We start from the raw sequence: 25543 nt of genomic DNA, 5'->3' as shown, positions 1-25543 counted from the left end.
GCCGACCTCGTGAAACTAAATGAGAAACACGCCGAACGGCGGGAACGTGATGGAGGCGTTATTCGTCCAACCACTCGCGGCGACCGCCCGCTGTGGGCGTACCTCCACAAAAGACGACGATGGGTGACGGTCCGGACGGACCGTCACCCATCGCTTGTGTACGCCTGTCGTCAGTCCTCGTCGGACTTCGCGCCGCTCATCCCGGAGGAGATCAGCTCCATCACCGAGGAGTCCTGCAGCGTGGTGACGTCGCCGAGCGAGCGGTTCTCGGCCACGTCCCGCAGCAACCGGCGCATGATCTTGCCAGAGCGGGTCTTCGGCAGCTCCGCCACCAGCATGATCTGCCGCGGCTTGGCGATCGGGCCGAGCGTCTTCGCCACGTGGTTGCGCAGGTCGGCGATGAGCTGCTCACCGGCCTCCCCGGCGATGTCCGTGCTGCCACGCGGGATGGCGAACGCCACGATCGCCTGGCCGGTGGTCGGGTCGGTCGCGCCGACCACCGCCGCCTCGGCCACCGACGGGTGCGACACCAGCGCCGACTCCACCTCGGTCGTGGAGATGTTGTGCCCGGACACCAGCATCACGTCGTCGACCCGACCGAGCAGCCAGATGTGCCCGTCGTCGTCCTTCTTTGCGCCGTCACCGGCGAAGTACATGCCCTCGAACCGCGACCAGTACGTCTCGATGAACCGGTTGTCGTCACCCCAGATGGTGCGCAGCATCGACGGCCACGGCTCGCGCAGCACCAGGTAACCGCCACCGCCGTTGGGCACCGACTGGCCCTGGTCGTCGACCACGTCGGCGACGATGCCCGGCAGCGGAGCCATCGCCGAACCCGGCTTGGCCGCCGTCACCCCCGGCAGCGGGGAGATCATGATGGCGCCCGTCTCGGTCTGCCACCAGGTGTCCACGATGGGCAGCTCACCGCCGCCGACGTGCTGCCTGTACCACATCCACGCCTCGGGGTTGATCGGCTCGCCGACGCTGCCCAGCAGCCGCAGCGACGACAGGTCGAAGCCGGCGGGAATGTCCTCGCCCCACTTCATCATCGTCCGGATCAGCGTGGGCGCGGTGTAGAGGATGGTCACGCCGTAGCGGTCGACGATCTCCCAGAAGCGGCCCTTGTGCGGAGTGTCCGGGGTGCCCTCGTACATGACCTGCGTGGCGCCGTTGGAGAGCGGGCCGTAGACGATGTAGGAGTGGCCGGTCACCCAGCCGATGTCGGCGGTGCACCAGTAGACGTCCGTCTCCGGCTTCAGGTCGAACACCGCGTGCGTCGTGTACGACGCCTGGGTGAGGTAACCGCCCGTGGTGTGCAGGATGCCCTTCGGTCGGGCCGTGGTGCCGCTGGTGTAGAGGATGAACAGCGGGTGCTCGGCGTCGAACGGCTGCGCCGTGTGCTCGGCCGACGCCGTCTCCACCGTCTCGTGCCACCAGTGGTCCTTCTCCGACCACGCCACGTCCTCACCGGTGCGGCGGACCACAAGCACGTGCTCCACCGACGGGCTGTTCGCGACCGCCTCGTCCACGGTCGGCTTCAGCGCCGACGGCTTGCCCCGCCGGTAACCACCGTCCGCGGTGATCACCACCTTGGCGCTGGCGTCCTGGATGCGGTTGCTCAACGAATCCGCGGAGAAGCCACCGAAGACCACGCTGTGCGCCGCGCCGATCCGGGCGCAGGCCAGCATCGCGACCGCCGCCTCCGGGATCATCGGCAGATAGATCGCCACCCGGTCGCCCGCCGTGACCCCCAGGTCGGTGAGGGCGTTCGCCGCCCGGCAGGTCAACTCGTGCAGGTCGGCGTACGTGAGGGTGCGCGTGTCACCCGGCTCGCCCTCCCAGTGGATCGCCACCTTGTCGCCCCGGCCCGCCTCGACGTGCCGGTCCAGACAGTTGTAGGCCACGTTGAGCTGCCCACCGACGAACCACTTGGCGAACGGCGGGTTCGACCAGTCGAGCACCTCGTCCCACTTCTTCGACCAGGCCAGCCGGTCGGCCTGCTTCGCCCAGAAGGCGAGCCGGTCGGCCTGCGCCTCGGCGTACGCGTCGACGGTGACGTTGGCGTGCGCGGCGAGTTCGGCCGGCGGGGGGAACTGGCGCGTCTCGTTCAGCAGATTGGCCAATGCCTCGCTCATGCCGTGACTCCTCGTCCTCGGGGTGACCTGCGTCTCGCTGGGCCTGAGGGTAGTCGCGGGGTCCCCGGCCGGCGACCGCTGCCCACCCCGTCGCGCCGAGCGGCCCCCGCCACGCGCCCGACGGCCCGGCCCCGCCCGGGCCGTCCGCCCGTGTGCACGGAGCGGCTCGGCCCTGGGGCCTTGATCGACACGGTTTCCGTGAAATCGCGGTGTCCGGGCCGGTGGGACACCCCGAGTTCCCTGAACCCGTGTTGACCTTGCCCTGCGGCGGGCCGGGCAGGGCCGGTGCCGGGTGGCTCGGGTCGCGTTGCGGGCGGGTGCGGCCCGGCGGGCCGGGGCGGGTCGCTAGCGTGGCGGGGTGACCACCGACCCGCTCGCCCCGCTGCTCGCGCTCGCCGACGTCGCCGCCGCCGTCGACCGGGCCCGTGGGCGCTTCGACCAGGCGCTCGGGCACCGCGCGCTGCGCCGCAACGGTGGCCAGGTCGCGGCCGAGGTCAGCCTCCGGTCGGCGGTGGCCAGCGCCGCACTCGAAGGCGCCGTCCACGAGCGTGAAGAGGTCCGGGCCGGCACCGTCACCGACCCGGTGCTCCAGGGGGCGCTGCGGGTCGCCGGGGCGCTGCCCGGCCTGAGCGAACTCTGGCCGAAGGCCCCCCGGCAGGCACTCGCCCGGCTGCACGTCCTCGCCGCCCGCGACATCGTGACTGAGGCCGAACTGGGCCGACCGGTGGCCGACCCGGTGGTCGCCGCCCGCCTCGACGGGCTCGCCGGTCTGGTGGCCGGCGGCACGAAGGTCTCCCCGCTGGTGCTGGCCGCTGTCGTACACGGAGAGCTGTTGAACCTGCGTCCGTTCGCCGGGCCATCCGGCGTGGTGGCGCGCGGCGCTGCCCGGCTCGTGCTTCTCGCCAGCGGCCTCGACCCGCGCGGCCTGCTCGGCGTCGACGTCGGTCACCGGGAACGGGAGCCCGAGTACGTGGGCTCGGCCGGCGCGTTCGCCACCGGCACCGCGGACGGGCTGCGCTCCTGGCTACGGCACTACATGGCGGCCGTCGAGGTCGGTGCCGACCAGCTCACCGCGATCGGCGACGAGATCCTCGCCGCAGCCTGACCGTGACAGCGGCACGCCCCGTCGCGTGAGCGCGGCTCGTCGGGTGAGCGCGGCTCGTCGGGTGAGCGCGGCTCGTCGGGTGAGCGCGGCTCGTCGGGTGAGCGCGGCCTGCTTATGAGCGCGGCCCGCTGCGTGAGCGCAGGCGCGGGCGCGGGTGGACCGCCGACGATGCGGCGACGGTCAGGCGGTGGCGGCGGCGCGGGTGCGGCGGTGCCGCCCGTACCAGGCGATGCCGATGGCCACGCCCACGCCGACCCCCAGGGCCGCCGCGGCCACCGGAACGGCCGGCCGCTCCCGCAGTCGGCGACCCAGCGGGATCGGATGCCGGAACTCCAGCACCGGCCAGGCGTTCTCCGAGGCCAGCTTGCGTAGCTGCCGGTCCGGGTTGACGACGCTCGGGTGACCCACGCACTCCAGCAGGGGACGATCGCTGTACGAGTCGGAGTAGGCGTACGAGTCGGCCAGGTCGTAGCCGCGCTCGGCGGCCAGCTCGCCAACCGCCTCGACCTTGCTCGGACCGGCCGCGTAGAACTCGACCTCGCCGCTGTACCGGCCGTCCCGCACCGCCATCCGGGTGGCGATCACGTCGGTGACCCCGAGCAGCTCGCCGATCGGCCGGACCATCTCCTCGCCGGACGCGGAGACCAGCACCACGTCCCGCCCGGCAGCCTGGTGCTCCGCGATCAGGATGGCAGCCTCGGCGTACACGTAGGGGTTGATCAGCTCGTGAAGCGTCTCCGCGACGATCTGACGGACCTGGTCCACCTGCCAGCCCTTGCAGAGCGCGGCCAGGTAGTCCCGTGTTCGGGCCATGGTCTGCTCGTCGGTGCCGCCCAGCCGGAACATCAGCTGCGCGTACGCCGACTTGACCACGTCACGCCGGGTGATCAGCCCGTCCCGGTAGAACGGCCGACCGAACGCCAGGGCGCTCGACTTGGCGATGACGGTCTTGTCCAGATCGAAGAAAGCGGCACTTCGGCCCACGGCGCGAAAGTCTAGCCGGATGGTCTATCGTCGGCGGGTGCCCGGGGTCCAGGCCACCCCTCGGACCTGCGGACGGGTGCCTCCAACTCCGCTCGGCGTGACCGCGCTCACACTCCGCGAGGAGATTTTCGCGCTGAGTGGAGTGAACAACACTCGACGTGACGGGCCCGCTCAGGCAGACTTGTTCGCACGACGCGCTTTCACATCCCGAAACAGACAGACCCTCGGCGGTTGCACCCCCCGTGACCGCTGAGTGGTTCGGCTCGACCCCCCCGGAGCCGAACCGTCGACGACCCCCGTCTCCCCCCGACGGGGGTCGTCCCTTTCCGGGGGAGCGCTCCCGCACAGCTCACAGGTCGTCTTCCGGCCTGCCTAGAGCGTCCAGGGGACGGCGTTTCTACGGCCGGAGGCAGCAGAGAGGCAGCAGAGCCGTCGAACCAGTCTGCGCAGAGCTTGTAAGCGAGAAGTCAGCTTCCGTCGGTGATCGTCGCTAGCTAGGCCGGTCCTGCTCGGTGAGCTGGAAGCGGGTGTAAGCGCTGGATTCACGTTCGCTGCGTTCGTCCCGGCTGAGCTGGCTGCAGTACGTCCAGAAGCCGTCGAAGGCATCGCGGAGGGCGGGGGCGTAGGCACCGCCTAGGGCCGCCGTCCGGAGCGTGATCTCTCCGTCGAGGACGGCGCGTGCCATCTCGCGGAGTTCGGGCTGCGGGGAGTCGGCGAGCCGGTCGAGGCTGTCGCGCAGGCTAGGGACGGCTCCTCGGCAGGTTCCAGCCCGCGGCCGGGAGTTCGGGTGTGGCCCAGGCGGGGTCAGGGCGGAAGTCCAGCCACGTGCCGTCGAAGGGAAAACGGCCTGCCTCGACATCCGCCACGACCCGCTCACCTTCGGCGCGGATCTCCTTCGCGCCATCCTCGCCCCAATACGCGGGATGGCCGATCCGCTCCTGGTACTCACCCTCATCCTTCCAGCGCCAGGCGCGGTCGGGCGGCACCACGATGTCCAGGGCGTGGTCGAAGGTGTCGACCCCGGCGAGGCCGCCAGCACGCCATACGGCCGGCGGCGCTTCGAGGTTGACGTACCAGCGGTTCAGGCTGAAGTCGGGGTTGAACATCCACCACACCGAGTGGGCATACCCGGGCCTGAACAGATGCAGGACGTGCCGCCCGGTCCACGTCATGGGCGTCAACTGCCACTGGACCGTATGCCGCTCCCGGAACGAGATCTCTCGGCGGTCTCGACCGTCGAGTGCGCGGCGGAAGAGGTATGGCGTGCCGATCGGCCGCCAGGTGAGGATCCCCCGCTCGTCTTCCGACACCAGTCGTTGCGGAACCACCAGCACGAGTGATCCGTCGCCACGGAAGTCCCTGTAGAGAAGCTGATCAATCACGAAGCTGACGCTACCGATCACGTCAAGGTTCCTACGGGGCGCGCTAGTGATCCTCGATCATCGGCTCGGCCCACGCCGCGTGCGTGAACTCCCACGTCCAGGTGATGCCGTCCGAGCTGCCCACGGATTGGCTGACGGCGGCAGCGATCGGATGCTGCCCGGCGGACAGGATGCCGACTCGCTGCCGGACTCGCTTCGCGTGGCGGATGCGATACCTCAGACCCTCGATGTCGACGACTCCGCACCCGTCGCCGGGCTGGTCTACCGAGGACGACTCCACCGTGACGGCCCAGCCTTCCTTGTTGGCCTTGTAGAGCCAGACCTCGAAGGCGCGATGCTTGCCGTCGACCTCTGACACCCCGGCGATGATCTCGATCGGGTCCGGCCGGTTGTCCATCGTTGTCCTCTGCCCATGAGAGTGCGCCACCAGAGTTGACCGCTGTCCCTACTGCACTGCCAGTCGGCGGGTGCGGAACAGCTCGAAGAGCCGGGGCAGCCGCCTGCGCCACTCGCCCTCGTCGGTCAGGTCCCAGCGTTCGTCGGCAGGCTCCGGGCTGGGCTGTGGCGGAGTGGTAGCGGACTGTGCCGACTCGGCGGCCTCCCAGAATGCCTCATCGTCGCCCGTCAGCCGCTCGTACGCCGTCTGTGCGGCGAACTGGAGAGCTTCGTCGGGAGTCGCATCAGCTCCACCACCAGGGCCTCGGCGACCGCACTGGGTTGACCGTCGCGTTGGGGCTGGTCCGCCGCCGCGCCTGCCGCAGTTCGTGCCCGATCCACGACACTCCAGAACTCCTCCACGTCCACGGCCAGGAGTGTCCCCGATGACTGTGACAGGTTGGGGCGCGCGGTAATCGTCGGGCCTCCCGTGACACAAGCCAGGGTGAGAGTCGCCGAGGCAATGGGGGTTCGGGTGGGTCCACCGGGGAAGCGCGACGAGGGCTGGTTCACCAGCCTCTACTCCGCCGAGTACGCGCACATCGTGAGGTACGGCCTGCGCCGATTAGCGGACTCCGAAGCGTCCGCGGAACTCGCACAGGAGGTCTTCGTCGTCGCGTGGCGTCGTCGCGGCGAGGTGCCGGACCGCAGCCTGCCCTGGCTGTACGGGGTGGCCCGGCGCCTGCTGGCCAACGAGTGGCGGTCCCGACGCGCCGCCCCGGACCTCCTGCCGATCGCCCACGTCGACCTGACGCGGGTGGCCGACCCGTCCGGCGCCGACCGGACGCTCGGGGTTGCCGACGTGCGGACCGCGCTGGCCACCCTCAACGACCTGGATCAGGAGATCCTCCAGCTCGTCGGCTGGGAGGAGTTGACGGTGGCCGAGGCGGCCCAGGTCCTCGGCTGCACCCGTGCGACCGCTGCGGTGCGCCTGCACCGCGCCCGCCGTCGCCTGGCCGAAGCGATGTCGGACCGGCCGGCCCGCTCCCCACGCCCGATGCTGGCCGCTACCCGAGAGGATCTGTGATGGACGGAGCGGAACGCACCCGTACCCTTCTCGGCCCTGCCGACCCGGCCCGGAACATCGTCGTCGCGCCGCCGCCGGTTCCGGCGCGGGATCTGATCGAGCGCGCCGGCGCAACCGAATCCGCGATGGGACACCGTCGCGTACACCCGACGCGCCGGCTGGTCCTGACGGCCGGGACGCTCGCGGTCGCGGCCGGTGCCGTGGCCGTCCTCCGACCGTTCAACGAGCGAACGCCGGACGATCCGGGCGGACCCGGCGGCGCCGTGGGGACGCTGCTGGTGCCGGTCGCGTACCAGTTCGACGCCGATCCGCCGGCAGCCGGCCCGCAGCTGCGCACGCTGGCCAACAAGATCAAAGATACCGAGTACGACCACCGCGGCGGGCGCTACATGTACCACCACACGAAGGTGTGGGGTGATCCGGTGATGAGCTCCCCCGACGACCGTTACCACGTGGCCTTCGCCGGTGAGTCGAAGGTCTGGATGGCCGCCGACGGGACCGGCAGCCAGAGCAACACGCAGCTGGAACCGCAGTACCCCGATCAGCAGTCGCGGGACTACTGGCAGCGCAAGCTAGCGGCTCCCGAGGTGGCTGGCACTGCTGCCATGATCCCGCTGCCCCCCATGGAGCTCACGCCGCCGCCGGCCGACCCGTCGCAGCTGCGCGAACGGCTCAAGATTGAGTATGGCGCAGGGGCGGCGAGCAAGGAGGTCAGCACGCTCTACGCGAGGTACGTCTTGCCGCGGGCGACCCGGGCGGAGATCCTGCGGGTGCTCGCCGACGTGCCCGGTTTCCGCTGGCGGGGACGTGTCACCGACCGGGCCGGCCGGGCCGGTGTCGCGGTCACCGTCGACGAGCGTGAGCACGGCGTGCAGTCTCTGCTGATCTTCGAACCGAAGACGGGTGAGCTGCTCGCCCACGAACTGCTGACGCTGGCACCGGTGCGGATCAGCGCGTACCAGCTGATCCTGGAAACGGCCTGGACCGACCGGATCGGCTGACCGCCGACCTGTGGGGCCGCTCTCTCGAGAGCGGCCCCACCGCTTTTTCTCGGCAGCCGCGGTAGCTGTGCGGCAACCGACCCGCATAGCAGATCGACCGTCTCGGCGGGCGTTGTCCACAGGCCCCGGAGTTGTCCACAGGCGAGGAATCGGGGGCGGTGTGCGGGGCCGCTCGCGAGCAGGGTCGGCGGTGCATCCGATCCCGACCGCTGGAGGCCGCGATGGCACCCCGTACCTCCGTCCCGCCGATCCGACGGCTCCCGTTGGTCGTCACGGCGGACGGCGACCTGCTCGACGACCTGCTCCGGCTCGCCGCCGCCGGCGGCACCGAGGTGGAGCTCGCCGCCGACCCGGCCGCAGCCCGTACCCGCTGGGGTCCCGCGCCGCTGGTGCTGCTCGGCGCCGACCAGGCGCAGGCGTGCCTGCGTGCCCGACTGCCGAAGCGGCCCCGACTGGTGCTGGTCGGCCGGACCGGTCACCTCGATCCCGGTTGGCAGATCGCCGAGCTGATCGGCGCCGAGCACGTCGCCGCGCTGCCGGCGGCCGAGCCCTGGCTGCTGGATCGCCTCGCCGAACAGGGTCCCGAGCAGCCGGCCGGCCCGGGTGCCCGGGTCGTCGCGTTGTTCGGCGGCCGGGGCGGTGCCGGCGCGAGCGTGCTCGCCGGCGGACTCGCCGTGACCGCGGCGCGGGCCCGACTGCGCACCCTGCTCATCGACGCCGACCCGCTCGGTGGTGGCCTCGACCTCGTGCTGGGTTGGGAGCAGCTGGAGGGGCTGCGCTGGCCGTCGCTCACCGACGCGGACGGGCGGGTGGACGCGCCCGCGCTGGTCCACGCGCTGCCCAGCCGGGGAGACCTGGTGGTGCTCTCCTGGGATCGCGGCGAGATGCTGGCATTGCCCGCCGCCGCGATGGCGGCGACCGTCGACGCCGCGCACCGTGGCCGGGACTTCGTGGTGATCGACCTGCCCCGACAGTTGGACGACGCCGCCGTGGTCGCGTTGCAGGCGGCCGACCAGGCGTTCGTCGTCGTACCGGCGGAGCTGCGCGCCACCGCTGCCGCCGCCCGGGTGGTGGCTGCGGCGGCCCCACACTGCGCCGCGCTCTCGGTGGTGGTGCGCGGGCCCGCCCCGGGCCGTCTGCGCGCCACCGAGGTGGCACGGGCACTCGGGCTTCCTCTCGCGGGCACGCTGCGCCCCGAGCCAGGGCTCTGCCGGGGCCTCGAACGCGGCGAGGCGCCAGCGGCGGCCGGAAAGGGCCCGCTCGCGACCCTCTGCCGGCGGATCGTCGCGGACCTCACCGGCGTCCCCGCCACGGGCGCGGCATGAACGGCCACCCGGAGGAGGGCACCTTCGCGGCCCGGGTGCGGCAGCGGATCGCCGCCGCCACCGACCCGGTCACCCCGGCGGCGATCGTGTCCGCCGTACGCGCCGAGCCGACCGCTGCGGTGTTGGGCGACACCGCAGTACTCCGGATCGCCGACCGCGTGCACGACGACCTCGTCGGAGCCGGGCCACTGGCCCCACTGCTCGCCGATCCGGAAGTGACCGACGTCCTGGTCAACGGTGTCCGCGTCTGGGTCGACAGGGGCGCGGGCCTGCACCAGGTCGCGGTCCCGGTGGGCTCGGTCGAGGACGTCCGCAGGCTGGCGCAGCGACTGATCGCCAGCGCCGGTCGGCGGCTCGACGACGGCTCCCCGTACGCCGACGCCCGGCTCCCCGACGGCACCCGACTGCACGCAGTGCTGCCGCCGGTGGCGACCGAGGGCCCCTACCTGTCCCTGCGGACGTTCCGGCATCGCCCGTTCACCCTCGACGAACTGGTGCGCCAGGGAACCGTGCCCCGACCGGTGGCGCCCCTGCTCGCCGCCGTCGTCGCGGCCCGGCTGGCGTACCTGGTCACCGGCGGCACGGGCTCGGGCAAGACCACCCTGCTCAACACACTGCTCGGGTTGGTGCCCGCCACCGAGCGGATCGTCCTGGTGGAGGACGCGGCCGAGTTGCAACCGGGGCACCCGCACGTGGTGGGGCTCCAGGCGCGTACCGCCAACGTCGAGGGGACGGGCGTCGTCAGCCTCGGCGACCTGGTCCGGCAGGCGTTACGGATGCGCCCGGACCGGCTGGTGGTCGGGGAGTGCCGGGGCGCCGAGGTGGTCGACCTGCTGGCCGCGCTGAACACCGGCCACGACGGTGGCGCCGGCACGCTGCACGCCAACACCCCGTCCGACGTGCCGGCCCGGCTGGAGGCGCTCGGCATGCTGGGCGGGCTGCCCCGCGCCGCGCTGCACGCCCAGGTGGTCGCCGCGCTCCAGGTGCTGCTCCAGGTACGCCGAGGGGACCGGGGACGGGTCCTGGAGTCGATCTGCCTGCTACTTCCCGAAGGGCCGGAGCGGTTGGCCACGGTGGTGCCCGCCTGGATCCGTGGACGCGGGTTGGGGCTCGCGGCGCGTACCTTCGGCGCGCTGCTGCGAGACCGTGGCGTGGCGGTGCCGCCGATCCTGAGCGAGCCGTGGCCCGGATCGGCGGGTCCGTCATGACCGGCGGGACGGTGCTGGTGGTGGGGCTGCTGCTGGCCGCCGCAGTCCTGGTGGCCTGGCCTGCGCGGACCGTTCGGGCCCGCCGCCGACGGGTGCTGGCACCGGGCCGCGGTGCCACCGGCGCTGACCCGGACGACGCCCTGGTGGAATGGATCAGGGGCCTCGCTCGCGGACCAGGTGGGCCGACCGACGAGTTCGGCGACCTGCCGGCCCCGGCCCGCCCGGGTGGCCCCTCGTACACGCCGGGAGCGTCGCCGTCCAGCGGCGGGCGGACGGCTGTCGCCTGGTCCACTCGGGACCTCGACGGCAGTCCGAGCCGCCCGAGGGCGACCGGCGGCCCGGGGGGATCCACGCGCCCGGCCGGCCCGGCACGTCCGCCGATCCGTCGGGATCCTCGCCGCCCGGCGGCCACTGCCCGGCCGGAAACCGAGGCCCTGGAGACCGTCGAGCATCCCGGCCACGCCAGCGTCGACCAGGCGCACCACCGCCTCGTTCACCCGGCGGACGACGGCCGCCTCGGCCTGGCCGAGCGCCGCCTCGTCGACCCGGCCGACGATGGTCGCGTCGGCCCGGCGGACCACCGCCTCGTTGGCCCGGCGGACCGGACGGCCGGCGGGTCGTACGCGGCCCATCCGGCACGCGTGCGTCGGTCGCCGGGGCGAGTGCTGCTGCTGGTTGGTCTGGTGGGGGCAGGTGTCGGTGCCGTGTCCGCTGGGCCGGTGGCCGCGGTCGCGGTGGCCGGCTACGGCACGCTGGCCATGCGTGCCCTACTTCGCTGGCGGGCGAACCGGCATGCCGAGATGGCTCGGCGGCGCGGCCTGGACCTGCTCTGCGGTCTGGCGGCCGATCTCCGGGCGGGCCTGCCCGTCCCGCCAACCCTGGAGATCGCAGCCGCAGAGGGGCCGGCTGGAGCGGACCGGCTTCGGGAACTGACCTCGGCCGCCGTGCGGCTGGCGGACCGGACCGGCGCACCGCTGGCCGAGCTGATCGAGCGGATCGAGGCGGACGCCCGCGCGACCGACCGGGGCCTGGCCGCCGCAGCGGCGCAGGCGGCGGGCGCCCGTGCCACGGCCTGGTTGCTGGCGGCCCTGCCGGTCGGCGGGATCGGGCTCGGCTACGGGATCGGGGTCGATCCCTTGGCGGTGCTCCTGCACAGCATGGTCGGTGGGGTCTGCGCGGTCCTCGCCGTTGCCCTACAGGTCGTCGGCCTGCTCTGGGCCGAGCGGTTGGGCGCGGCGTCGGGGCGGGCCGCCTGATGTCCTCGGTGCTCCCGGGCGGCGCGGTCGGTCGGCGTGGCTCGCCGGACCGGGGCGGTTCGGGTCGCGGCGATGTGGAGAGGCGGTGGCGACCGGACGTTATCCGGCTCGCGGCAGGGATGGCCGGGCTCGCCGTGGCGGTGGTCGTCGAGGGCTGGTTCGGGCTGCTCGGTGCGGTTCCGACAGCTGTCCTGCTGGACGTGCTGCTGCGGCGGATCGAGTCTCCGGCGGTCCGCGGTCGGCGACTCCGGGAGTCCGCCGACCTGCCACTCGCCGCTGACCTGCTGGCGGCGGCGATGCGGGCGGGTGCGCCGGTGGACCGCTCGGTGCTGGCCGTGGCCGAGGCGCTGGACGGCCCGCTCGCCAGCCGACTGGCCCGGGTCGGCCGCACGCTGCTCCTCGGCGGTGGCCCGGCCGAGGCCTGGTCGGCGTTGGAAGGGGTGCCGGGAGCGGAGCGGATGGCAGCCGCGGCATTCCGCTCGGCCAACAGCGGCGCTGCGCTGGCCGGTGCGCTGACCCGTCTCGCCGACGACCTGCGGGCCGACCGGGCTACCGCCGCCGAGGCGTCCGCCCGCCGGGCCGGCGTCCTCATCGTGCTGCCGCTGGGGCTGTGCTTCCTGCCCGCGTTCATTCTCGCCGGCCTGGTGCCGGTGATCGTCGCCGTTCTCGGCGACGTGCTCTGACCCATCGAGAAAGGAAAGACGCATGCGCAAACTCATCGCCCGACTCCGCGGCGACGACGGGATGAACACCGCCGAGTACGCCGTCGGCACGCTCGCCGCGGTGGCCTTCGCCGGGATCCTGTTGAAGGTGCTGACCTCCGGCAATGTCCAGTCGGCGCTGACCGCGGTCATCGACCGGGCGCTCAAGTGACAGGGCGCCGGCAGGTCGGCCATGCTCGGAAGACGGATTCCCCCGGGCGAGCGTGCGACGGAGGGTGTCAGGTCCACCTCGGCGGCGGCGACCGGGGCTCCTTCACCGCCGAGTTGGCGGCCGGCCTGCCGGCGCTACTCCTGCTCCTGCTCGCCGGCCTGACCGCGGTCAACGCCGTCAGCACTCAGGCGAGTTGCCTGCACACGGCCCGGGAGGCGGCGTTGGCCGCGGCCCGGGGCGACAGCGGCGCGGACGGGGGGCGCGCGGCACCGCCGGGGGCGGAGGTGTCGGTCTCGGTCGACGGCGATCGGGTGCAGGCGACGGTCCGCGCGCCCGTCCGCGCGCTGGGCGGCCGGCTACCGCGGGTCACCGTGGTCGCCACCGCCGTCGCGGCCCTGGAACCAGGCGCCAGCGAAGGGAGTTGGTGATGCGACACTTTCGCGTTCGGTCGCGTGGGCGCGGCCCGAACGCTGAGCGAAACGATGGCGACCGACCGGACGCGCAGCGAGGTGGCGCGACCCTGCTGCTACTCGCATTGGGACTGGTCTTCGTGCTGGTCGGGACGTTCGGCGCGGCCGTCGCCGCAGCGGGAATGGCGGCTCAACGGGCGGCGGTGGCGGCAGATCTCGGCGCGCTGGCCGGGGCTGCCCGGGCGCCTGACGGCGATGCGGTGGCCTGCGCTGCCGCTGCGGACATCGCCCAACGCAACGCTGGCCGACTGGTGGACTGTCACCTCGACGGGCTGGACGTGCTGGTGACCGTCGAGGTGGCGTTCACGCCGCTTCCGGGCCTGACCCGGGTCGCCGCGTCGACGGCCCGCGCCGGTCCGGTGCGTGGCTGAGTCGACGGCCCGCGCCGTTCCGGTGCGTGGCTGAGTCGACGGCCCGCATTCGGCGCGGTCTGCGGCTGAACGAAGACCCCGGGGAGACATCGACCTGGCACCGGTGTCGCGAGGTTTGCGGGATGCGCTGGGCTGGCCCGACGGCTGGGCTGGTCCGACCGCAGCCGGCTGGCCGGGACAGGGCAGCGCGCCCTGTCCCGGCCAGCGGCCGAGAAGGTGTGAGCCGGGTGCGTCAGCGGGCCTGGAGCGCGTCGAGGGCGACGGCCATCGCGATGACGAGACGGCGGTCGACCTGCGGGTTCTGCACCTCGACGACGTACTTGTCGCGCAGGCCCCACTTCTTCACCACGGAGAAGACCGGCTGGCCGCCGGCGGTGAAGTCGAAGTGGTACGGCAGCCAGGACAGCGAGTCGACGAACCGGCGCAGCAGCGCCACCGGCAGGCTGCGCTCCTGCCCCGTCACCTGCGGCAGACCGGCCTGCTCGACGTGCCAGGTGGAGCGCAGCAGAGACTGGGCGAAGTCCTTGCGGAACAGGCCGATCGCGTTACCGGCCGCGTCGGTGACGTCGTACGTGGCGCCGAGGTCGATGCGCTGGCGGGCCTTGAAGCCGAGCAGGGGCTGCTGCTTGGAGTCGTCGGTGTAGATCGTCACCTGCTCCTTGAAGGCGAGCCGCTTCTGCTGGGCGAACGCCAGCAGCTCACCCTCCGTGCCGTCCGGCGCGACCGCCCGGACCTCGTACTGGTTGACCATCATCCGCAGCCGCTGGCGGATGTGGAACTGATTCAGGGTCTGCAAGTTGTCGAGCTGCATCTGTTCTCCTCAGGGGGATGGTGCGCCGGAGTCTCGCACAGCCGAACAACCGCTGCCCGCCCGTGCCCCGGCGCTCCCACCCCCGACCGGCCCGCCCCGCCGGACCGGCCCCGACAACTGTCAGCGGCCGTCCACGGTCACGCGTAACGCCCAGGTGTTGAGCACCTGGTGGATGCTGCGCAGCCGCTCGTTGATCTGCTCCAGGCGTTCCGCCTGAGCCAGGGCGGCCAGCGCGGCCCCGAGTGCGATCTGCTGGTCGAGGGTGAGTTGGTCCTGGTCGATGGTGTAGAGCAGGTCGACGGTCTCGGCGATCGTGTCGGCCACGGCTTCTCCTCGGGCGCGGGGGCGAACTACAGAACAAGCATCGATGGAAGCGCTCCCATGCCATTGTGCCCAGAGCCGCGCGGATTCATGCAAGGTGGCTCAGGCGGGCAGATTTCCCAGCACCACGTCGAGCACCCGGATCGCGTCCGGTTTGGAGAGCGGGTTGTTGCCGTTGCCGCACTTCGGCGACTGCACGCAGGACGGGCAGCCGGTCTCGCAGCCGCACTCCGCTATCGCGTCCCGGGTGGCGCGCAGCCACGCCGACGCCGTCCCGTACGCCCGCTCGGCGAAGCCGGCGCCGCCCGGGTGTCCGTCGTAGACGAAGACCGTGGGCGCCTCGGTGTCCGGGTGCAGGGCGGTCGAGAGCCCGCCGATGTCCCACCTGTCGCACGTCGCCATCAGTGGAAGCAGGCCGATCGCGGCGTGTTCGGCGGCGTGCAGCGCACCCGGCACGTCGGCCTGCTGGACCCCGGCGGAGGCCAGTGATCGCGGTGACAGCGTGAACCAGACCGCCACCGTGCGCAGCTCCCGGGTGGGCAGGTCGAGCGGTCGGGTGTCGATCACCTCGCCGGTGGCGATCCGGCGCCGCTGGTACGACACGACCTGGCTGGTCACGTCCACCTCGCCGAGGAACATGCCGACCGGCCCGGCGTCCACGTAGGAGCGCACCGACACCACGGACAGGTCCGTGACGTCCCGGGCGTGGGTGGACCAGTCCGGCTCCTCGACGTGCACCAGCGCGCACCCGTCGGCCAGGTCCAGGTCGTCCACCACGTACGAGACGCCCTGGTGCAGGTAGACCGCGCCGGGGTGCAGCAGGAAGTGTGACGAGCCGCCGTCGACAGTGCCGAGGAGGCGACCGGTGGAGGACTCCACCACGACGACCGGGGCGCCTCCCTCGCCGCGCAGGTCCACCTCGGGACGCTCGCGGTGCCGCCAGTACCAGCCGGTGGGCCGCTGCCGCAGCGCCCCCGCCTCGACCAACTGGTCGATGGCCTCCTTCGCTCCGTCGCCGAAGAGCGCCAGGTCGGCCGGGGTGAGTGGCGCCTCGACGGCCGCGCAGGCCAGCTGCGGCGCCAGCACGTACGGGTTGGCCGGGTCCAGCACCGTCGCCTCGACCGGCGCACCGAAGATCGCCTCCGGGTGGTGGACCAGGTAGGTGTCCAGCGGATCGTCCCGCGCCACCAGCACCGCGAGGGCCTCCTGCCCGGATCGTCCGGCGCGGCCCGCCTGCTGCCACAGCGACGCCCGGGTGCCCGGGTAGCCGCAGATCAGCACCGCGTCCAGACCGACCAGGTCGACGCCCAACTCCAGCGCGTTTGTGGAGGCCAGGCCGAGCAGGTCACCGTGCAGCAGCGCCCGTTCCAGCTCGCGCCGCTCCTCGCGCAGGTAGCCACCCCGGTAGGCGGCGACCCGGTCACCGAGCCCCGGCACGGCGTCGTCCAGCGCCCGGCGCGCATTGGCGGCCACCACCTCGGCGCCCTTGCGGGACCGGACGAACGCGAGCGTGCGTACGCCCTCGGCGACCGTGTCGGCGAGCAGGTCCGCGGTCTCCCGCAGCGCGGACCGGCGGACCTGGCGAAGCTCGTCGTGCTCGCCGGTGGCCTGCGGGGGCACCGGAGGAGAGGCAGAAGAGTCGGGTGGCAGCAGCGGCGGCTCCCAGAGCGCGAAGGTCACCCCGCCGCGCGGCGACGCGTCCTCGGTGACAGCCGTCACCGGCAGGCCGGTCAGTCGTCCGGCCGCGGTCGCCGGGTCGCCGGAGGTCGCCGAGGCGAGCACGAACACCGGGGTGGCGCCGAAGCGGGCGCACTGCCGGCGCAGTCGCCGCAGCACGTGCGCCACGTGCGACCCGAACACGCCCCGGTAGGTGTGGCACTCGTCGATCACCACGTACGCCAGCCGGCGCAGGAAACCGGACCACTGGGCGTGGCCGGGCAGGATGCCGTGGTGCAGCATGTCCGGGTTCGTCAGCACGAAGCGGGAGTGCCGGCGGATCCACTCCCGCTCGGCGCGCGGTGTGTCCCCGTCGTAGCAGGCGGGGCGTACCCCCTCCAGGGTCAGGTCGGCGACGGCCCGCAACTGGTCGGCGGCGAGGGCCTTGGTCGGCGCCAGGTAGAGCACCGTGGCTCGGGGGTCGGCGAGCAGGGTGGCCAGCGCCGGGAGCTGGTACGCCAGCGACTTGCCGGACGCGGTGCCGGTGGCGACGATCACGTGGCCGCCCTCGTACGCCAGGGTGGCCGCCTCGGCCTGGTGCTGCCACGGCGCGACCACGCCGCGACGGGCGAACGCCGCGCGCAGCTCCGGTGGCGCCCACGCCGGCCACGGTGCGGGCACCCCGACGCGGGCCGGCACCCGCTCGACGTGGGTGACCGGATCGCCGGCGCCCCGGGCGCGCAGCCGGCGCAGCAGGTCGACGGGCGCTGGGCCAGCGTCCTGACCTGCGGATACGGTGGGCGCGGCGGACGACTCCAGCTCGCGGCGCGGCGTAGGGCGCGCCGAGATGAAGTCGTTGGAGGTCACGTCCTGCACTCTCGCACTGGTGTTCGGAGATGAAAAGCCGGGGCCGGGGGTAAGGGGAAGCCTCCGCCGGTGACCGCAGGGTGTCCCGGCGGTAGTGGTTAGATGCCCAGGAGAGTTTACGGCTCTGGCGAGGAGGACCGATGGAGCTGTCGCTGGCGACGCGCACCGTGGGCGAGCACACGGTGCTCGAGGTCGGCGGTGAGGTGGACGTCTACACCGCGCCCCGGCTCCGTGAACGACTCCTCGAGCTGATCGACGGTGGCGCGCGACACGTGGTCGTGGACCTCGGGCGGGTGGACTTCCTCGACTCCACGGGGCTGGGCGTGCTGGTCGGCGCGCACAAGCGGCTGCGGACGGCCGGCGGCTCGTTCTCCCTGGTCTGTGACAAGGAGCCGCTGCTCAAGATCTTCCGGATCACGGCGCTGGACCAGGTGTTCCCGCTGCACCCCACGGTCGAGGCGGCGGTAGGCGCGGGCCCGACCGGCGCCAACGCGTGATGGCGACGGTCCGGCTCTCCTTCTCCCCGGCGCCGGTGCACGTGCGTACGGCCCGACTTGTCGGCGTGGCCGTCGCCCGGCGTGCCGGTGTCCGCGAGGACCTGCTGGACGAGGTGCGCCTGGCCATCGGTGAGGCGTGCACCCGGGCGGTCGCCCTGCACCGCCAGTACGGCCTGGCCGATCCGGTGCTGGTGGAGATGTCCGACGGCGGCTCGTACGCGGTGCGGGTGGTGGACCGCGCGCCGATCGAGGCAGGCATCGGGCTGGCGGCGTTGCCGCCGGACGCGTTGGCCAACGAGTCGCTCACCGACGAGGCGCTCACCACTGGTGTCGGGTTCGCCCTGCTCGCGGGCTTCGTCGAGGATCTGCAGGTGCGCCCGGTCGACGAGGGCATCGGCACCGAGGTACGGATGGTGTGGCCGGTCGGCCGCTGACCCGTCCCGGTATCCAAGGCCGCACAACGCGCAAGGCCGCACAACGCGCAAGGCCGCACAACGCGCAAGGCCGCACAACCGCCAGGCCGCATCCCGTCAGGGGGTGCGGCCTTGTCGTCATGGATCGGGCCCTATATCAGATTTCGTTTCATAACACAGCGACGAAGATCATCGCGACACGGTGCCACCTCGATGTGACCTCGAACACTGTGGAGGGCTACAGTACCCGGGTTGTCAGCAAGTGATCCAGCCCGCAGCCAGCGGGTATGGGTGGGTATCGCTGGTCCGCTGGGGTGGGTTGGCGCGCGCTTGCGAGTCCGCATCCAGGCGTCGACAGGTGCGTCTCCACCGTCGACGCGAGTGTTCGGTAACAGGAGGACACAGATGTCCGAGACCTTGGCCGCCGATGGCGGCGGGCTTTCCCTTACCGGAAGCAATGTCACGTACGTCGTCATCGCCGCGGTCATCGCGCTGGTGGCGCTCGTCTTCGCCGCCGCATTGACGAAGACGGTGCTGGCAGCCGGCAAGGGCACCACCAATATGCAGGAGATCTCGGGGGCGGTCCAGGAGGGCGCCTCGGCCTACCTGCTCCGCCAGTTCCGCACGTTGGCGATCTTCGTCGTCGTCGCCGTGGTGCTGCTCTTCCTGCTGCCGGTGCACGACACCGACGGCAGCGAGATGGCCGTGAAGGTCGGCCGCTCGCTCTTCTTCGTCGTGGGCGCCGTCTTCAGCGCGTCCATCGGCGGCGCCGGCATGTGGCTGGCGACCCGCGCCAACCTGCGCGTGGCCGCCGCGGCCCGGGAGCGACAGGGTGGCCGCGAGGCGGCCATGAAGATCGCCTTCCGGACCGGTGGCGTGGTCGGCTTCCTCACCGTCGGCCTCGGCCTCTTCGGCGCCGCGCTCGTCGTCCTGGTCTACCGGGGTGACGCGCCCACCGTGCTGGAGGGCTTCGGCTTCGGCGCCGCTCTGCTCGCGATGTTCATGCGGGTCGGCGGCGGCATCTTCACCAAGGCCGCCGACGTCGGCGCCGACCTGGTCGGCAAGGTCGAGCAGGGCATCCCCGAGGACGACCCGCGCAACGCCGCCACCATCGCCGACAACGTGGGCGACAACGTCGGTGACTGCGCCGGTATGGCCGCCGACCTGTTCGAGTCGTACGCGGTGACGCTCGTCGCCGCGCTGATCCTCGGCCGCGCCGCCTTCGGCGAGGACGGTCTGGTCTTCCCGCTGATCATCTCCACCATCGGTGTGCTGGTGGCCATCGTCGGCGTCTTCATCACGCGACTGCGCGCCTCCGACCGCAGCGGCCTGACCGCGATCAACCGGGCCTTCTACCTCTCCGCGGTGCTCTCCGCGGTGCTGGTGGCGATCGCCGCGTACGCGTACCTGCCGGCGACCTTCGCCGAGCTGGAGGGCGGGCTCGACGTCACCGACCGCAACCCGCGACTGGTGGCCATCGGCGCGGTGGTGATCGGCATCGTGCTGGCCGCGGCGATCCAGGCGCTGACCGGGTACTTCACCGAGACCAACCGCCGGCCCGTGCAGGACATCGGCAAGAGCTCGCAGACCGGCGCCGCCACGGTGATCCTGGCCGGCATCAGCATCGGGCTGGAGTCGGCTGTCTACTCGGCGCTGCTGATCGGCGCCGGCGTCTTCGGGGCGTTCCTGCTCGGCGGCAGCTCCATCACGCTGTCGCTGTTCGCGGTGGCGCTGGCCGGTACCGGCCTGCTCACCACTGTCGGCGTCATCGTCGCCATGGACACCTTCGGGCCGATCTCCGACAACGCCCAGGGCATCGCCGAGATGTCCGGCGACATCGACGAGCACGGCGCGCGGACGCTCACCGAACTGGACGCCGTCGGCAACACCACCAAGGCGATCACCAAGGGCATCGCGATCGCCACCGCGGTGCTGGCGGCGACTGCGCTGTTCGGCTCGTACACGGACACGCTGAAGGCCGCGTACGGGGACGCGAAGGTGGGGAACGTCGAGGCGGAGATCCTCAACGCGCTGAACGTGGCCAACCCGCGCAACCTGGTCGGCCTGATCATCGGTGCGGCTGTCGTCTTCCTCTTCTCCGGGCTGGCCATCAACGCGGTGTCCCGCTCGGCAGGCGCCGTGGTGATGGAGGTTCGCCGGCAGTTCCGTGAGCTGCCCGGCATCATGGACCGCACCCAGCGCCCGGAGTACGGCAAGGTCGTCGACATCTGCACCCGGGACGCGCAGCGCGAGCTGATGACCCCCGGTCTGCTCGCCATCCTGGCGCCGATCGCTGTCGGCTTCGGCCTCGGGCCCGGCGCTCTGGCGGCGTACCTCGCCGGTGCGATCGGTGCCGGCACGCTGATGGCGGTCTTCCTGGCCAACTCCGGTGGCGCGTGGGACAACGCCAAGAAGCTGGTCGAGGACGGCGCGTACGGCGGTAAGGGTTCCGAGGCGCACGCCGCAACGGTCATCGGCGACACCGTCGGTGACCCGTTCAAGGACACCGCCGGCCCGGCGATCAACCCGCTGATCAAGGTGATGAACCTGGTCTCGCTGCTGATCGCGCCCGCCGTGGTGGCGTACAGCGTCGGTGACGACCGCAACGTCGCACTGCGGGTGGGCATCGCGCTGGTCGCGACGCTGATCATCGTGGCGTCGGTGGTCTTCAGCAAGCGCAAGGGCATCGCGATGGACGACTCCGACGCCGGTGGCACCACCGGCGCGGGCAGCGCCGACCAGCGGCCGGAGACGGTCAACGCCTGAGCGCCACCGGCACCGGGGTCCCCGTTCGACGTACCCGTCGGGCGGGGACCCCGGCCATCCGGACCGGTGCCACGCCTGGCCGAAGGCCGTACGCTGCAACGCATGCGTACGTGCCGGGCGTCTGCCGCCGGAAAGCTCACGGTGGTCCTGGCCACGCTCGTCGTCGTCCTCGCCGGCTGCGGTGGCGGGCCCAGCCCGCGGGCCTGGGCGGCGTCGGTCTGCGGCGCGCTCACGCCGTGGCGCTCCGAGATCAGCAAGTTGACCAGCAGCACCGATCAGCAGATGACGGCGCAGACCACCCCGGCGCAGGCCAAGGAGAACCTGGTGCGGCTCTTCGGGGGCGCGGAGCAGGCCAGCGAGACCGCGCGCCGCAAGGTCGAGCAGGCCGGCATCCCGGAGACCGACAACGGCGAGGCCATCTCCGCCGGGTTCCGCGGCTCGCTGAGCAAGATGCGGGACGCCTACGGCCGGGCACGGGACACCATCGAGGGGTTGGGCACCGGCGAGCCGACAGCCTTCTACGACGGCGTGCGGGCCGCCGTGGAAACACTCAACAAGGAGTACGACGCCAGCGCTCTGGACACCAGCAAGCTCAACTCCGAGGAGTTGAAACAGGCATTCGACGAGGTGCCGGAGTGTCGCTGAACGGGCTCGGTGACTCTTCGGCGGCGCAGCCGCTGGAGGCGCTGTTCCCCGTACCCGAGCCGGATCCGCCGGACACCGGCGCGGCGACGTCGGGCGCCGGCCGGCGACGGGGCGACCAGGCCCGATCGGAGTCGAGTCGACCCGGGTCGCCGCACGCCGACGACGCGGGCCGGCAACTGGTCTTCTTCGGCGCGGATGCCGCCGAACCGACGGTCGCCGACCTGGCCGGGTTGCTCGCCGGGCCGGGCGAGGTGGTCCGGATGGGCGGCACGGCCCGTCTCGCGGTGCGGGTGGACGCCGCCTGGCGGGTGCACGTGCTCGTCGCCGAACTGGCGCTGCGCGGCCTGGCCGCGAGCTGGGAGCCGACCGAGGACGAGCGACACACCGTCCGTACGTCGTACACCCGTCTGTTGAAGCCGCTCGCGGTCGCCTGGCTGCACGGCCCGACGAAGCGTCCGCCGGCGGTCTTCCACCTGACCGGCCGCCGGCTGCGGCTCTGGCTCGCCGCCGCCGGCACGCCGGAGCCGCCCGGTGGGTTCCTGCTGGGGCTCGGCGCGGGAGACCGGGAGTCCTGGGACGCGATCGGCGCAGCTCTCGCCGCCGCCGGCCTGGCCGGCACGTTTGTCGGCCCGGACGAGGGCGGCCCGGCGTACCGGATCACCGGCCGGCGCCGGCTGGCGCGACTCGCCGAACTGGTCGGCGGGCCACCGCCGACGGCGCCAACGGACGCCTGGCCCAGCCGGGCCTGAACCAGGCAATCCGCCCAAGTCGGGAGGGGTGGCCGGCTGTCCGGTGCCGGACAGCCGGCGGGCCGATCCAGAGGAAAACGGGCGGGTCGGACCTCGGTCGATGGTCCGCCATCGTCACAGTGACCCGCTTCGAGCCCTACTCACGGTGTACGGTGGCGCCGTCCGGCAGTGCCGAGCACGGCGGGGCGGAGTTGACCGCCGCGCCGCAGCGGATTGCCGCCCGCGAAACCCGAAACGCGGACGGCGCGTTACGTTGGACATCCGGACCGCCGGTGCCGCGGCGGGGTGGAGAGCGGTCGCTGTTCCCGGCGCCGGCAGGCCACGAGCAGGAGTGAGGACGACAGAGACGTGCCGAGCAAAGCTGGAACCACCCGTCTGGTCATCGTCGAGTCACCGGCGAAGGCCAAGACGATCTCGGGCTACCTCGGCCCGGGGTACGTCGTGGAGGCCAGCTTCGGTCACGTCCGCGACCTGCCGCGCAACGCCGCCGACGTGCCGGCGAAGTACAAGGGCGAATCCTGGGCCCGGCTCGGGGTGGACGTGGACAACGGGTTCCACGCCCTCTACGTCGTCTCCGCCGACCGCCGACAGCAGATAAGCAAGCTGGTGAAGCTGTCCAAGGAGGTCGACGAGATCTTCCTGGCGACGGATGAGGACCGCGAGGGCGAGGCGATCGCCTGGCACCTGGTGGAGACGCTCAAGCCCAAGGTGCCGGTCAAGCGGATGGTCTTCCACGAGATCACCAAGCCGGCGATCCAGGCGGCGGTGGCCAACCCACGGGAGATCGACCGCGATCTGGTCGACGCCCAGGAGGCTCGGCGGATCCTCGACCGTCTCTACGGCTACGAGGTCTCCCCGGTGCTGTGGAAGAAGGTCATGCCGAAGCTCTCGGCCGGCCGGGTGCAGTCCGTGGCGACCCGGATCGTGGTCGAGCGGGAGCGGCAGCGGATGGCCTTCCGCACCGCCGAGTACTGGGACATCCTGGCCACCCTCGCCGTGGCGAACGCCGGTGAGGGGCCGCGCACCTTCAACGCCACCCTGGTCGCGCTGAACGGCGACCGGATCGCCACCGGCAAGGACTTCGAGCCGACAACCGGTCGGGTCCGGGCCGGCGCGGGCGTCGTGCACCTGGACGAGGGCGGGGCCCGTGGGCTCGCGGCCCGTCTGGAGGGCCGGCCGTTCACAGTCACCCGCGTCGAGGAGAAGCCCTACCGCCGTCGCCCGTACGCGCCGTTCATCACCTCGACCCTCCAGCAGGAGGCGGCCCGCAAGCTGCGCCTGTCCTCGCAGCAGACGATGCGCACCGCGCAGCGGCTCTACGAGAACGGTTACATCACCTATATGCGTACCGACTCGGTGAACCTGTCGGAGACCGCCATCTCGGCGGCCCGCCGGCAGATCGTCGAGCTGTACGGCGAGCGCAGCGTGCCGCCGGAGCCGCGCCGCTACACAGGCAAGGTGAAGAACGCGCAGGAGGCGCACGAGGCGATCCGCCCGGCGGGGGACAACTTCCGCACCCCGGGCGAGGTGGCCAAGGAGCTGTCCGCCGAGGAGTTCAAGCTCTACGAGCTGATCTGGCGGCGGACGATCGCCTCGCAGATGACCGACGCGGTCGGCTCCAGCGTGTCGGTGCGTATCCGCGCGGTCTCCACCTCGCAGGAGGAGGCCGACTTCGGCGCGACCGGCAAGACGATCACCGACCCGGGCTTCCTGCGCGCGTACGTCGAGTCCAGCGACGACGAGAACGCCGAGGCCGAGGACGCCGAGCGCCGGCTGCCCACCCTCGTCAAGGACCAGCCGCTGACCGCCGACGAGCTGGCCGCGCAGGGCCACCACACCCAGCCGCCGTCGCGCTACACCGAGGCGTCGCTGGTCAAGGCCCTGGAAGAGCTGGGCATCGGCCGCCCGTCCACCTACGCGTCGATCATGCAGACGATCCAGGACCGGGGGTACGTCACCAAGCGCGGCCAGGCGATGATCCCGACGTTCCTGGCCTTCGCGGTGATCGGGCTGATGGAGCGGCACTACCCGCGTCTGATCGACTACGACTTCACCGCCACGATGGAGAACGAGCTGGACGAGATCGCCGGCGGTGACCACGCCGCTGTCGACTTCCTCACCGCGTTCTACTTCGGCAGCGCCAACGGCGCCGGTGACCAGGACATCGCCCGCTCCGGTGGGTTGAAGAAGCTGGTCACCGAGAACCTCAGCGACATCGACGCGCGCAGCGTCAACTCGATCCCGCTCTTCACCGACGACGACGGCCGCGAGGTAGTGGTCCGGGTCGGCCGGTACGGCCCGTACCTCCAGCGTGAGCTGCCCGGCGGCGAGCAGCAGGCGGCGGCTTCGGCCTCGACGGCGGCTTCCGCTTCGGGGGCGGCCTCGGCTTCGGGTGAGGAGAGCGGCCCTCAGGGCGACCGGGCACCGATCCCCGAGGGCCTCGCCCCGGACGAGCTGACCCCGGAGAAGGTGCACGAGCTGTTCCTCGGCGGCAGCGGCGAGCGCAAGCTCGGCGACGACCCGGCCACCGGCGAGCCGATCGTGCTGAAGTCCGGCCGATTCGGCCCGTACGTGTCCAGTGGTGAGCGGAAGTCCTCGCTGCTGCGCTCGCAGACACCTGACTCGCTCTCCCTGGAGGAGGCGCTGCGGCTGCTCAGCCTTCCCAGGCTGGTGGGCGTCGCGCCCGACGGCGTCGAGGTGTTCGCCAACAACGGTCGCTACGGCCCGTACGTGAAGCAGGGCGAGGAGTTCCGCTCGCTGGAGTCCGAAGAGCAGATGTTCACGGTCACCCTGGACGAGGCGTTGACCCTGCTGGCCGCCCCGAAGACCCGGGGCCGGCGGGCCGCCGCGCCGCCACTGCGGGAGATGGGCGTCGACCCGCTGACCGAGAAGCCGCTGGTGATCAAGGACGGGCGTTTCGGCCCGTACGTCACCGACGGCGAGTTCAACGCGTCCCTGCGGCGCGGGCAGACCCCGGAGGCGCTGACCATCGAGGAAGCCTCCGAGATGCTTGCCGACAAGCGCGCCAAGGGCCCGGGGCCACGCAAGAAGGCGGCGGCGAAGAAGGCGCCCGCCAAGAAGGCCACGGCCGCGAAGAAGGCCACGGCCACCAAGAAGACGGCCGCTGCCAGCAAGTCCACGGCCGCGAAGAAGACGACGACGGCCAAGGCCACCTCCACGACGGCGAAGAAGACCCCGGCCAAGAAGGCGACCCCCCGCAAGGCCGCGTCGAGCACGGAGTAGGAC

The 25543-nt window shown here is 72.2% G+C and carries 24 protein-coding genes; 16 read left to right on the top strand and 8 right to left on the bottom strand.

Annotation, left to right across the window (positions count from 1 at the left end):
• Positions 1–170: 170 nt before the first annotated feature.
• Positions 171–2135 carry an acetate--CoA ligase gene (acs, locus tag ACGFIE_RS02550; protein ID WP_393290270.1) on the bottom strand — a complete coding sequence of 655 codons (1965 nt, stop codon included), beginning with the start codon at positions 2133–2135 and terminating at the stop codon, positions 171–173.
• Positions 2136–2493: 358 nt separating this feature from the next.
• Between acs and ACGFIE_RS02545 the strand changes: the two genes are divergently transcribed.
• Positions 2494–3240 carry an oxidoreductase gene (locus ACGFIE_RS02545; RefSeq protein ID WP_393290268.1) on the top strand — a complete coding sequence of 249 codons (747 nt, stop codon included), beginning with the start codon at positions 2494–2496 and terminating at the stop codon, positions 3238–3240.
• A 180-nt stretch (positions 3241–3420) separates the two neighbouring features.
• On the opposite strand, the gene ACGFIE_RS02540 is transcribed toward ACGFIE_RS02545, so the two are convergent.
• From ACGFIE_RS02540 to ACGFIE_RS02525, 4 genes are all read right to left on the bottom strand, one after another.
• A complete protein-coding gene (locus ACGFIE_RS02540; RefSeq protein WP_363687866.1) occupies positions 3421–4224 on the bottom strand; it encodes an HAD-IB family hydrolase in 804 nt (267 codons plus the stop codon).
• A gap of 740 nt (positions 4225–4964) precedes the next feature.
• Positions 4965–5627, bottom strand: coding sequence for a DUF402 domain-containing protein (locus ACGFIE_RS02535; RefSeq protein WP_393290265.1), 663 nt, complete (start codon positions 5625–5627; stop codon positions 4965–4967).
• Between the two features lie 22 nt (positions 5628–5649).
• Positions 5650–6003: a hypothetical protein gene (locus tag ACGFIE_RS02530; RefSeq protein ID WP_393290263.1), complete on the bottom strand. Its 354-nt coding sequence runs from the start codon at positions 6001–6003 to the stop codon at positions 5650–5652.
• Positions 6004–6230: 227 nt separating this feature from the next.
• On the bottom strand, positions 6231–6410 hold the full coding sequence (locus ACGFIE_RS02525; protein WP_393290261.1) for a hypothetical protein: 180 nt from the start codon (positions 6408–6410) through the stop codon (positions 6231–6233).
• A gap of 106 nt (positions 6411–6516) precedes the next feature.
• Here ACGFIE_RS02525 and ACGFIE_RS02520 point away from each other — a divergent pair, with 106 nt between their 5' ends.
• The 9 genes from ACGFIE_RS02520 to ACGFIE_RS02480 all read left to right on the top strand — a co-directional run bounded on the left by ACGFIE_RS02520 (position 6517) and on the right by ACGFIE_RS02480 (position 13572).
• Positions 6517–7068, top strand: a complete 552-nt coding sequence (locus ACGFIE_RS02520) for an RNA polymerase sigma factor (protein WP_393290258.1) — start codon at positions 6517–6519, stop codon at positions 7066–7068.
• Positions 7068–8069, top strand: coding sequence for a CU044_5270 family protein (locus ACGFIE_RS02515; RefSeq protein WP_393290256.1), 1002 nt, complete (start codon positions 7068–7070; stop codon positions 8067–8069). The genes ACGFIE_RS02520 and ACGFIE_RS02515 overlap by 1 nt, the downstream gene beginning before the upstream one ends.
• Before the next feature lie 221 nt (positions 8070–8290).
• A complete protein-coding gene (gene ssd, locus ACGFIE_RS02510) occupies positions 8291–9394 on the top strand; it encodes a septum site-determining protein Ssd (protein ID WP_363687858.1) in 1104 nt (367 codons plus the stop codon).
• Positions 9391–10602 carry a TadA family conjugal transfer-associated ATPase gene (locus ACGFIE_RS02505; RefSeq protein WP_393290254.1) on the top strand — a complete coding sequence of 404 codons (1212 nt, stop codon included), beginning with the start codon at positions 9391–9393 and terminating at the stop codon, positions 10600–10602. Before ssd ends, ACGFIE_RS02505 begins: the two co-directional genes overlap by 4 nt.
• Positions 10599–11858 (top strand): type II secretion system F family protein, encoded by a 1260-nt coding sequence (locus tag ACGFIE_RS02500; protein ID WP_393290251.1) that lies wholly within the window; start codon positions 10599–10601, stop codon positions 11856–11858. The genes ACGFIE_RS02505 and ACGFIE_RS02500 overlap by 4 nt, the downstream gene beginning before the upstream one ends.
• A gap of 119 nt (positions 11859–11977) precedes the next feature.
• Positions 11978–12541, top strand: a complete 564-nt coding sequence (locus tag ACGFIE_RS02495) for a type II secretion system F family protein (protein ID WP_393291249.1) — start codon at positions 11978–11980, stop codon at positions 12539–12541.
• A gap of 22 nt (positions 12542–12563) precedes the next feature.
• On the top strand, positions 12564–12731 hold the full coding sequence (locus ACGFIE_RS02490) for a DUF4244 domain-containing protein (RefSeq protein ID WP_234584142.1): 168 nt from the start codon (positions 12564–12566) through the stop codon (positions 12729–12731).
• A 113-nt stretch (positions 12732–12844) separates the two neighbouring features.
• On the top strand, positions 12845–13159 hold the full coding sequence (locus ACGFIE_RS02485; RefSeq protein WP_363687852.1) for a TadE family type IV pilus minor pilin: 315 nt from the start codon (positions 12845–12847) through the stop codon (positions 13157–13159).
• Complete coding sequence (locus ACGFIE_RS02480) at positions 13159–13572, top strand: Rv3654c family TadE-like protein (protein WP_393290249.1); 414 nt, start codon at positions 13159–13161, stop codon at positions 13570–13572. Before ACGFIE_RS02485 ends, ACGFIE_RS02480 begins: the two co-directional genes overlap by 1 nt.
• Before the next feature lie 232 nt (positions 13573–13804).
• Here the strand turns inward: ACGFIE_RS02480 and ACGFIE_RS02475 are convergent, their stop codons facing one another.
• The 3 genes from ACGFIE_RS02475 to ACGFIE_RS02465 form a co-directional block, all read right to left on the bottom strand.
• A complete protein-coding gene (locus ACGFIE_RS02475; RefSeq protein ID WP_393290246.1) occupies positions 13805–14383 on the bottom strand; it encodes a hypothetical protein in 579 nt (192 codons plus the stop codon).
• A gap of 120 nt (positions 14384–14503) precedes the next feature.
• Positions 14504–14707: a hypothetical protein gene (locus ACGFIE_RS02470; RefSeq protein WP_363687848.1), complete on the bottom strand. Its 204-nt coding sequence runs from the start codon at positions 14705–14707 to the stop codon at positions 14504–14506.
• A gap of 99 nt (positions 14708–14806) precedes the next feature.
• Positions 14807–17179, bottom strand: coding sequence for a DEAD/DEAH box helicase (locus tag ACGFIE_RS02465; RefSeq protein ID WP_393291247.1), 2373 nt, complete (start codon positions 17177–17179; stop codon positions 14807–14809).
• A 188-nt stretch (positions 17180–17367) separates the two neighbouring features.
• On the opposite strand from ACGFIE_RS02465, the gene ACGFIE_RS02460 reads away from it, so the two are divergent.
• The 6 genes from ACGFIE_RS02460 (at position 17368) to topA (ending at position 25540) form a co-directional block, all read left to right on the top strand.
• Positions 17368–17724, top strand: a complete 357-nt coding sequence (locus ACGFIE_RS02460; protein ID WP_363687846.1) for an STAS domain-containing protein — start codon at positions 17368–17370, stop codon at positions 17722–17724.
• Positions 17721–18158 (top strand): ATP-binding protein, encoded by a 438-nt coding sequence (locus ACGFIE_RS02455; protein WP_393290243.1) that lies wholly within the window; start codon positions 17721–17723, stop codon positions 18156–18158. Before ACGFIE_RS02460 ends, ACGFIE_RS02455 begins: the two co-directional genes overlap by 4 nt.
• 384 nt (positions 18159–18542) lie before the next feature.
• Complete coding sequence (locus tag ACGFIE_RS02450) at positions 18543–20903, top strand: sodium-translocating pyrophosphatase (protein WP_393290240.1); 2361 nt, start codon at positions 18543–18545, stop codon at positions 20901–20903.
• Positions 20904–21005: 102 nt separating this feature from the next.
• A complete protein-coding gene (locus tag ACGFIE_RS02445; protein WP_393290238.1) occupies positions 21006–21548 on the top strand; it encodes a hypothetical protein in 543 nt (180 codons plus the stop codon).
• The gene (locus ACGFIE_RS02440) at positions 21539–22297 is read left to right on the top strand and encodes a hypothetical protein (RefSeq protein ID WP_393290236.1); all 759 of its coding nucleotides are present in this window, start codon (positions 21539–21541) and stop codon (positions 22295–22297) included. Before ACGFIE_RS02445 ends, ACGFIE_RS02440 begins: the two co-directional genes overlap by 10 nt.
• 348 nt (positions 22298–22645) lie before the next feature.
• Complete coding sequence (gene topA / locus ACGFIE_RS02435) at positions 22646–25540, top strand: type I DNA topoisomerase (protein ID WP_393290235.1); 2895 nt, start codon at positions 22646–22648, stop codon at positions 25538–25540.
• The last annotated feature ends 3 nt before the right edge of the window (positions 25541–25543 follow it).

The sequence above is a fragment of the Micromonospora sp. NPDC049275 genome, from assembly GCF_043197115.1.
Classification (GTDB): domain Bacteria; phylum Actinomycetota; class Actinomycetes; order Mycobacteriales; family Micromonosporaceae; genus Micromonospora.
Note: the sequence above shows the minus strand (reverse complement) of the source record. Positions and strands in the feature narration are given on the sequence as shown.

Bases quoted from the DNA above. Each gene is read 5' to 3' on its own strand.
- ACGFIE_RS02460 (WP_363687846.1), top strand. From the start codon at position 17,368: ATGGAGCTGTCGCTGGCGACGCGCACCGTGGGCGAGCACACGGTGCTC.
- ACGFIE_RS02505 (WP_393290254.1), top strand. From the start codon at position 9,391: ATGAACGGCCACCCGGAGGAGGGCACCTTCGCGGCCCGGGTGCGGCAG.
- ACGFIE_RS02445 (WP_393290238.1), top strand. From the start codon at position 21,006: ATGCGTACGTGCCGGGCGTCTGCCGCCGGAAAGCTCACGGTGGTCCTG.
- ssd (WP_363687858.1), top strand. From the start codon at position 8,291: ATGGCACCCCGTACCTCCGTCCCGCCGATCCGACGGCTCCCGTTGGTC.
- ACGFIE_RS02490 (WP_234584142.1), top strand. From the start codon at position 12,564: ATGCGCAAACTCATCGCCCGACTCCGCGGCGACGACGGGATGAACACC.
- ACGFIE_RS02450 (WP_393290240.1), top strand. From the start codon at position 18,543: ATGTCCGAGACCTTGGCCGCCGATGGCGGCGGGCTTTCCCTTACCGGA.
- ACGFIE_RS02515 (WP_393290256.1), top strand. From the start codon at position 7,068: ATGGACGGAGCGGAACGCACCCGTACCCTTCTCGGCCCTGCCGACCCG.
- ACGFIE_RS02500 (WP_393290251.1), top strand. From the start codon at position 10,599: ATGACCGGCGGGACGGTGCTGGTGGTGGGGCTGCTGCTGGCCGCCGCA.
- ACGFIE_RS02475 (WP_393290246.1), bottom strand. From the start codon at position 14,383: ATGCAGCTCGACAACTTGCAGACCCTGAATCAGTTCCACATCCGCCAG.
- ACGFIE_RS02495 (WP_393291249.1), top strand. From the start codon at position 11,978: ATGGCCGGGCTCGCCGTGGCGGTGGTCGTCGAGGGCTGGTTCGGGCTG.
- ACGFIE_RS02480 (WP_393290249.1), top strand. From the start codon at position 13,159: ATGCGACACTTTCGCGTTCGGTCGCGTGGGCGCGGCCCGAACGCTGAG.
- ACGFIE_RS02530 (WP_393290263.1), bottom strand. From the start codon at position 6,003: ATGGACAACCGGCCGGACCCGATCGAGATCATCGCCGGGGTGTCAGAG.
- acs (WP_393290270.1), bottom strand. From the start codon at position 2,135: ATGAGCGAGGCATTGGCCAATCTGCTGAACGAGACGCGCCAGTTCCCC.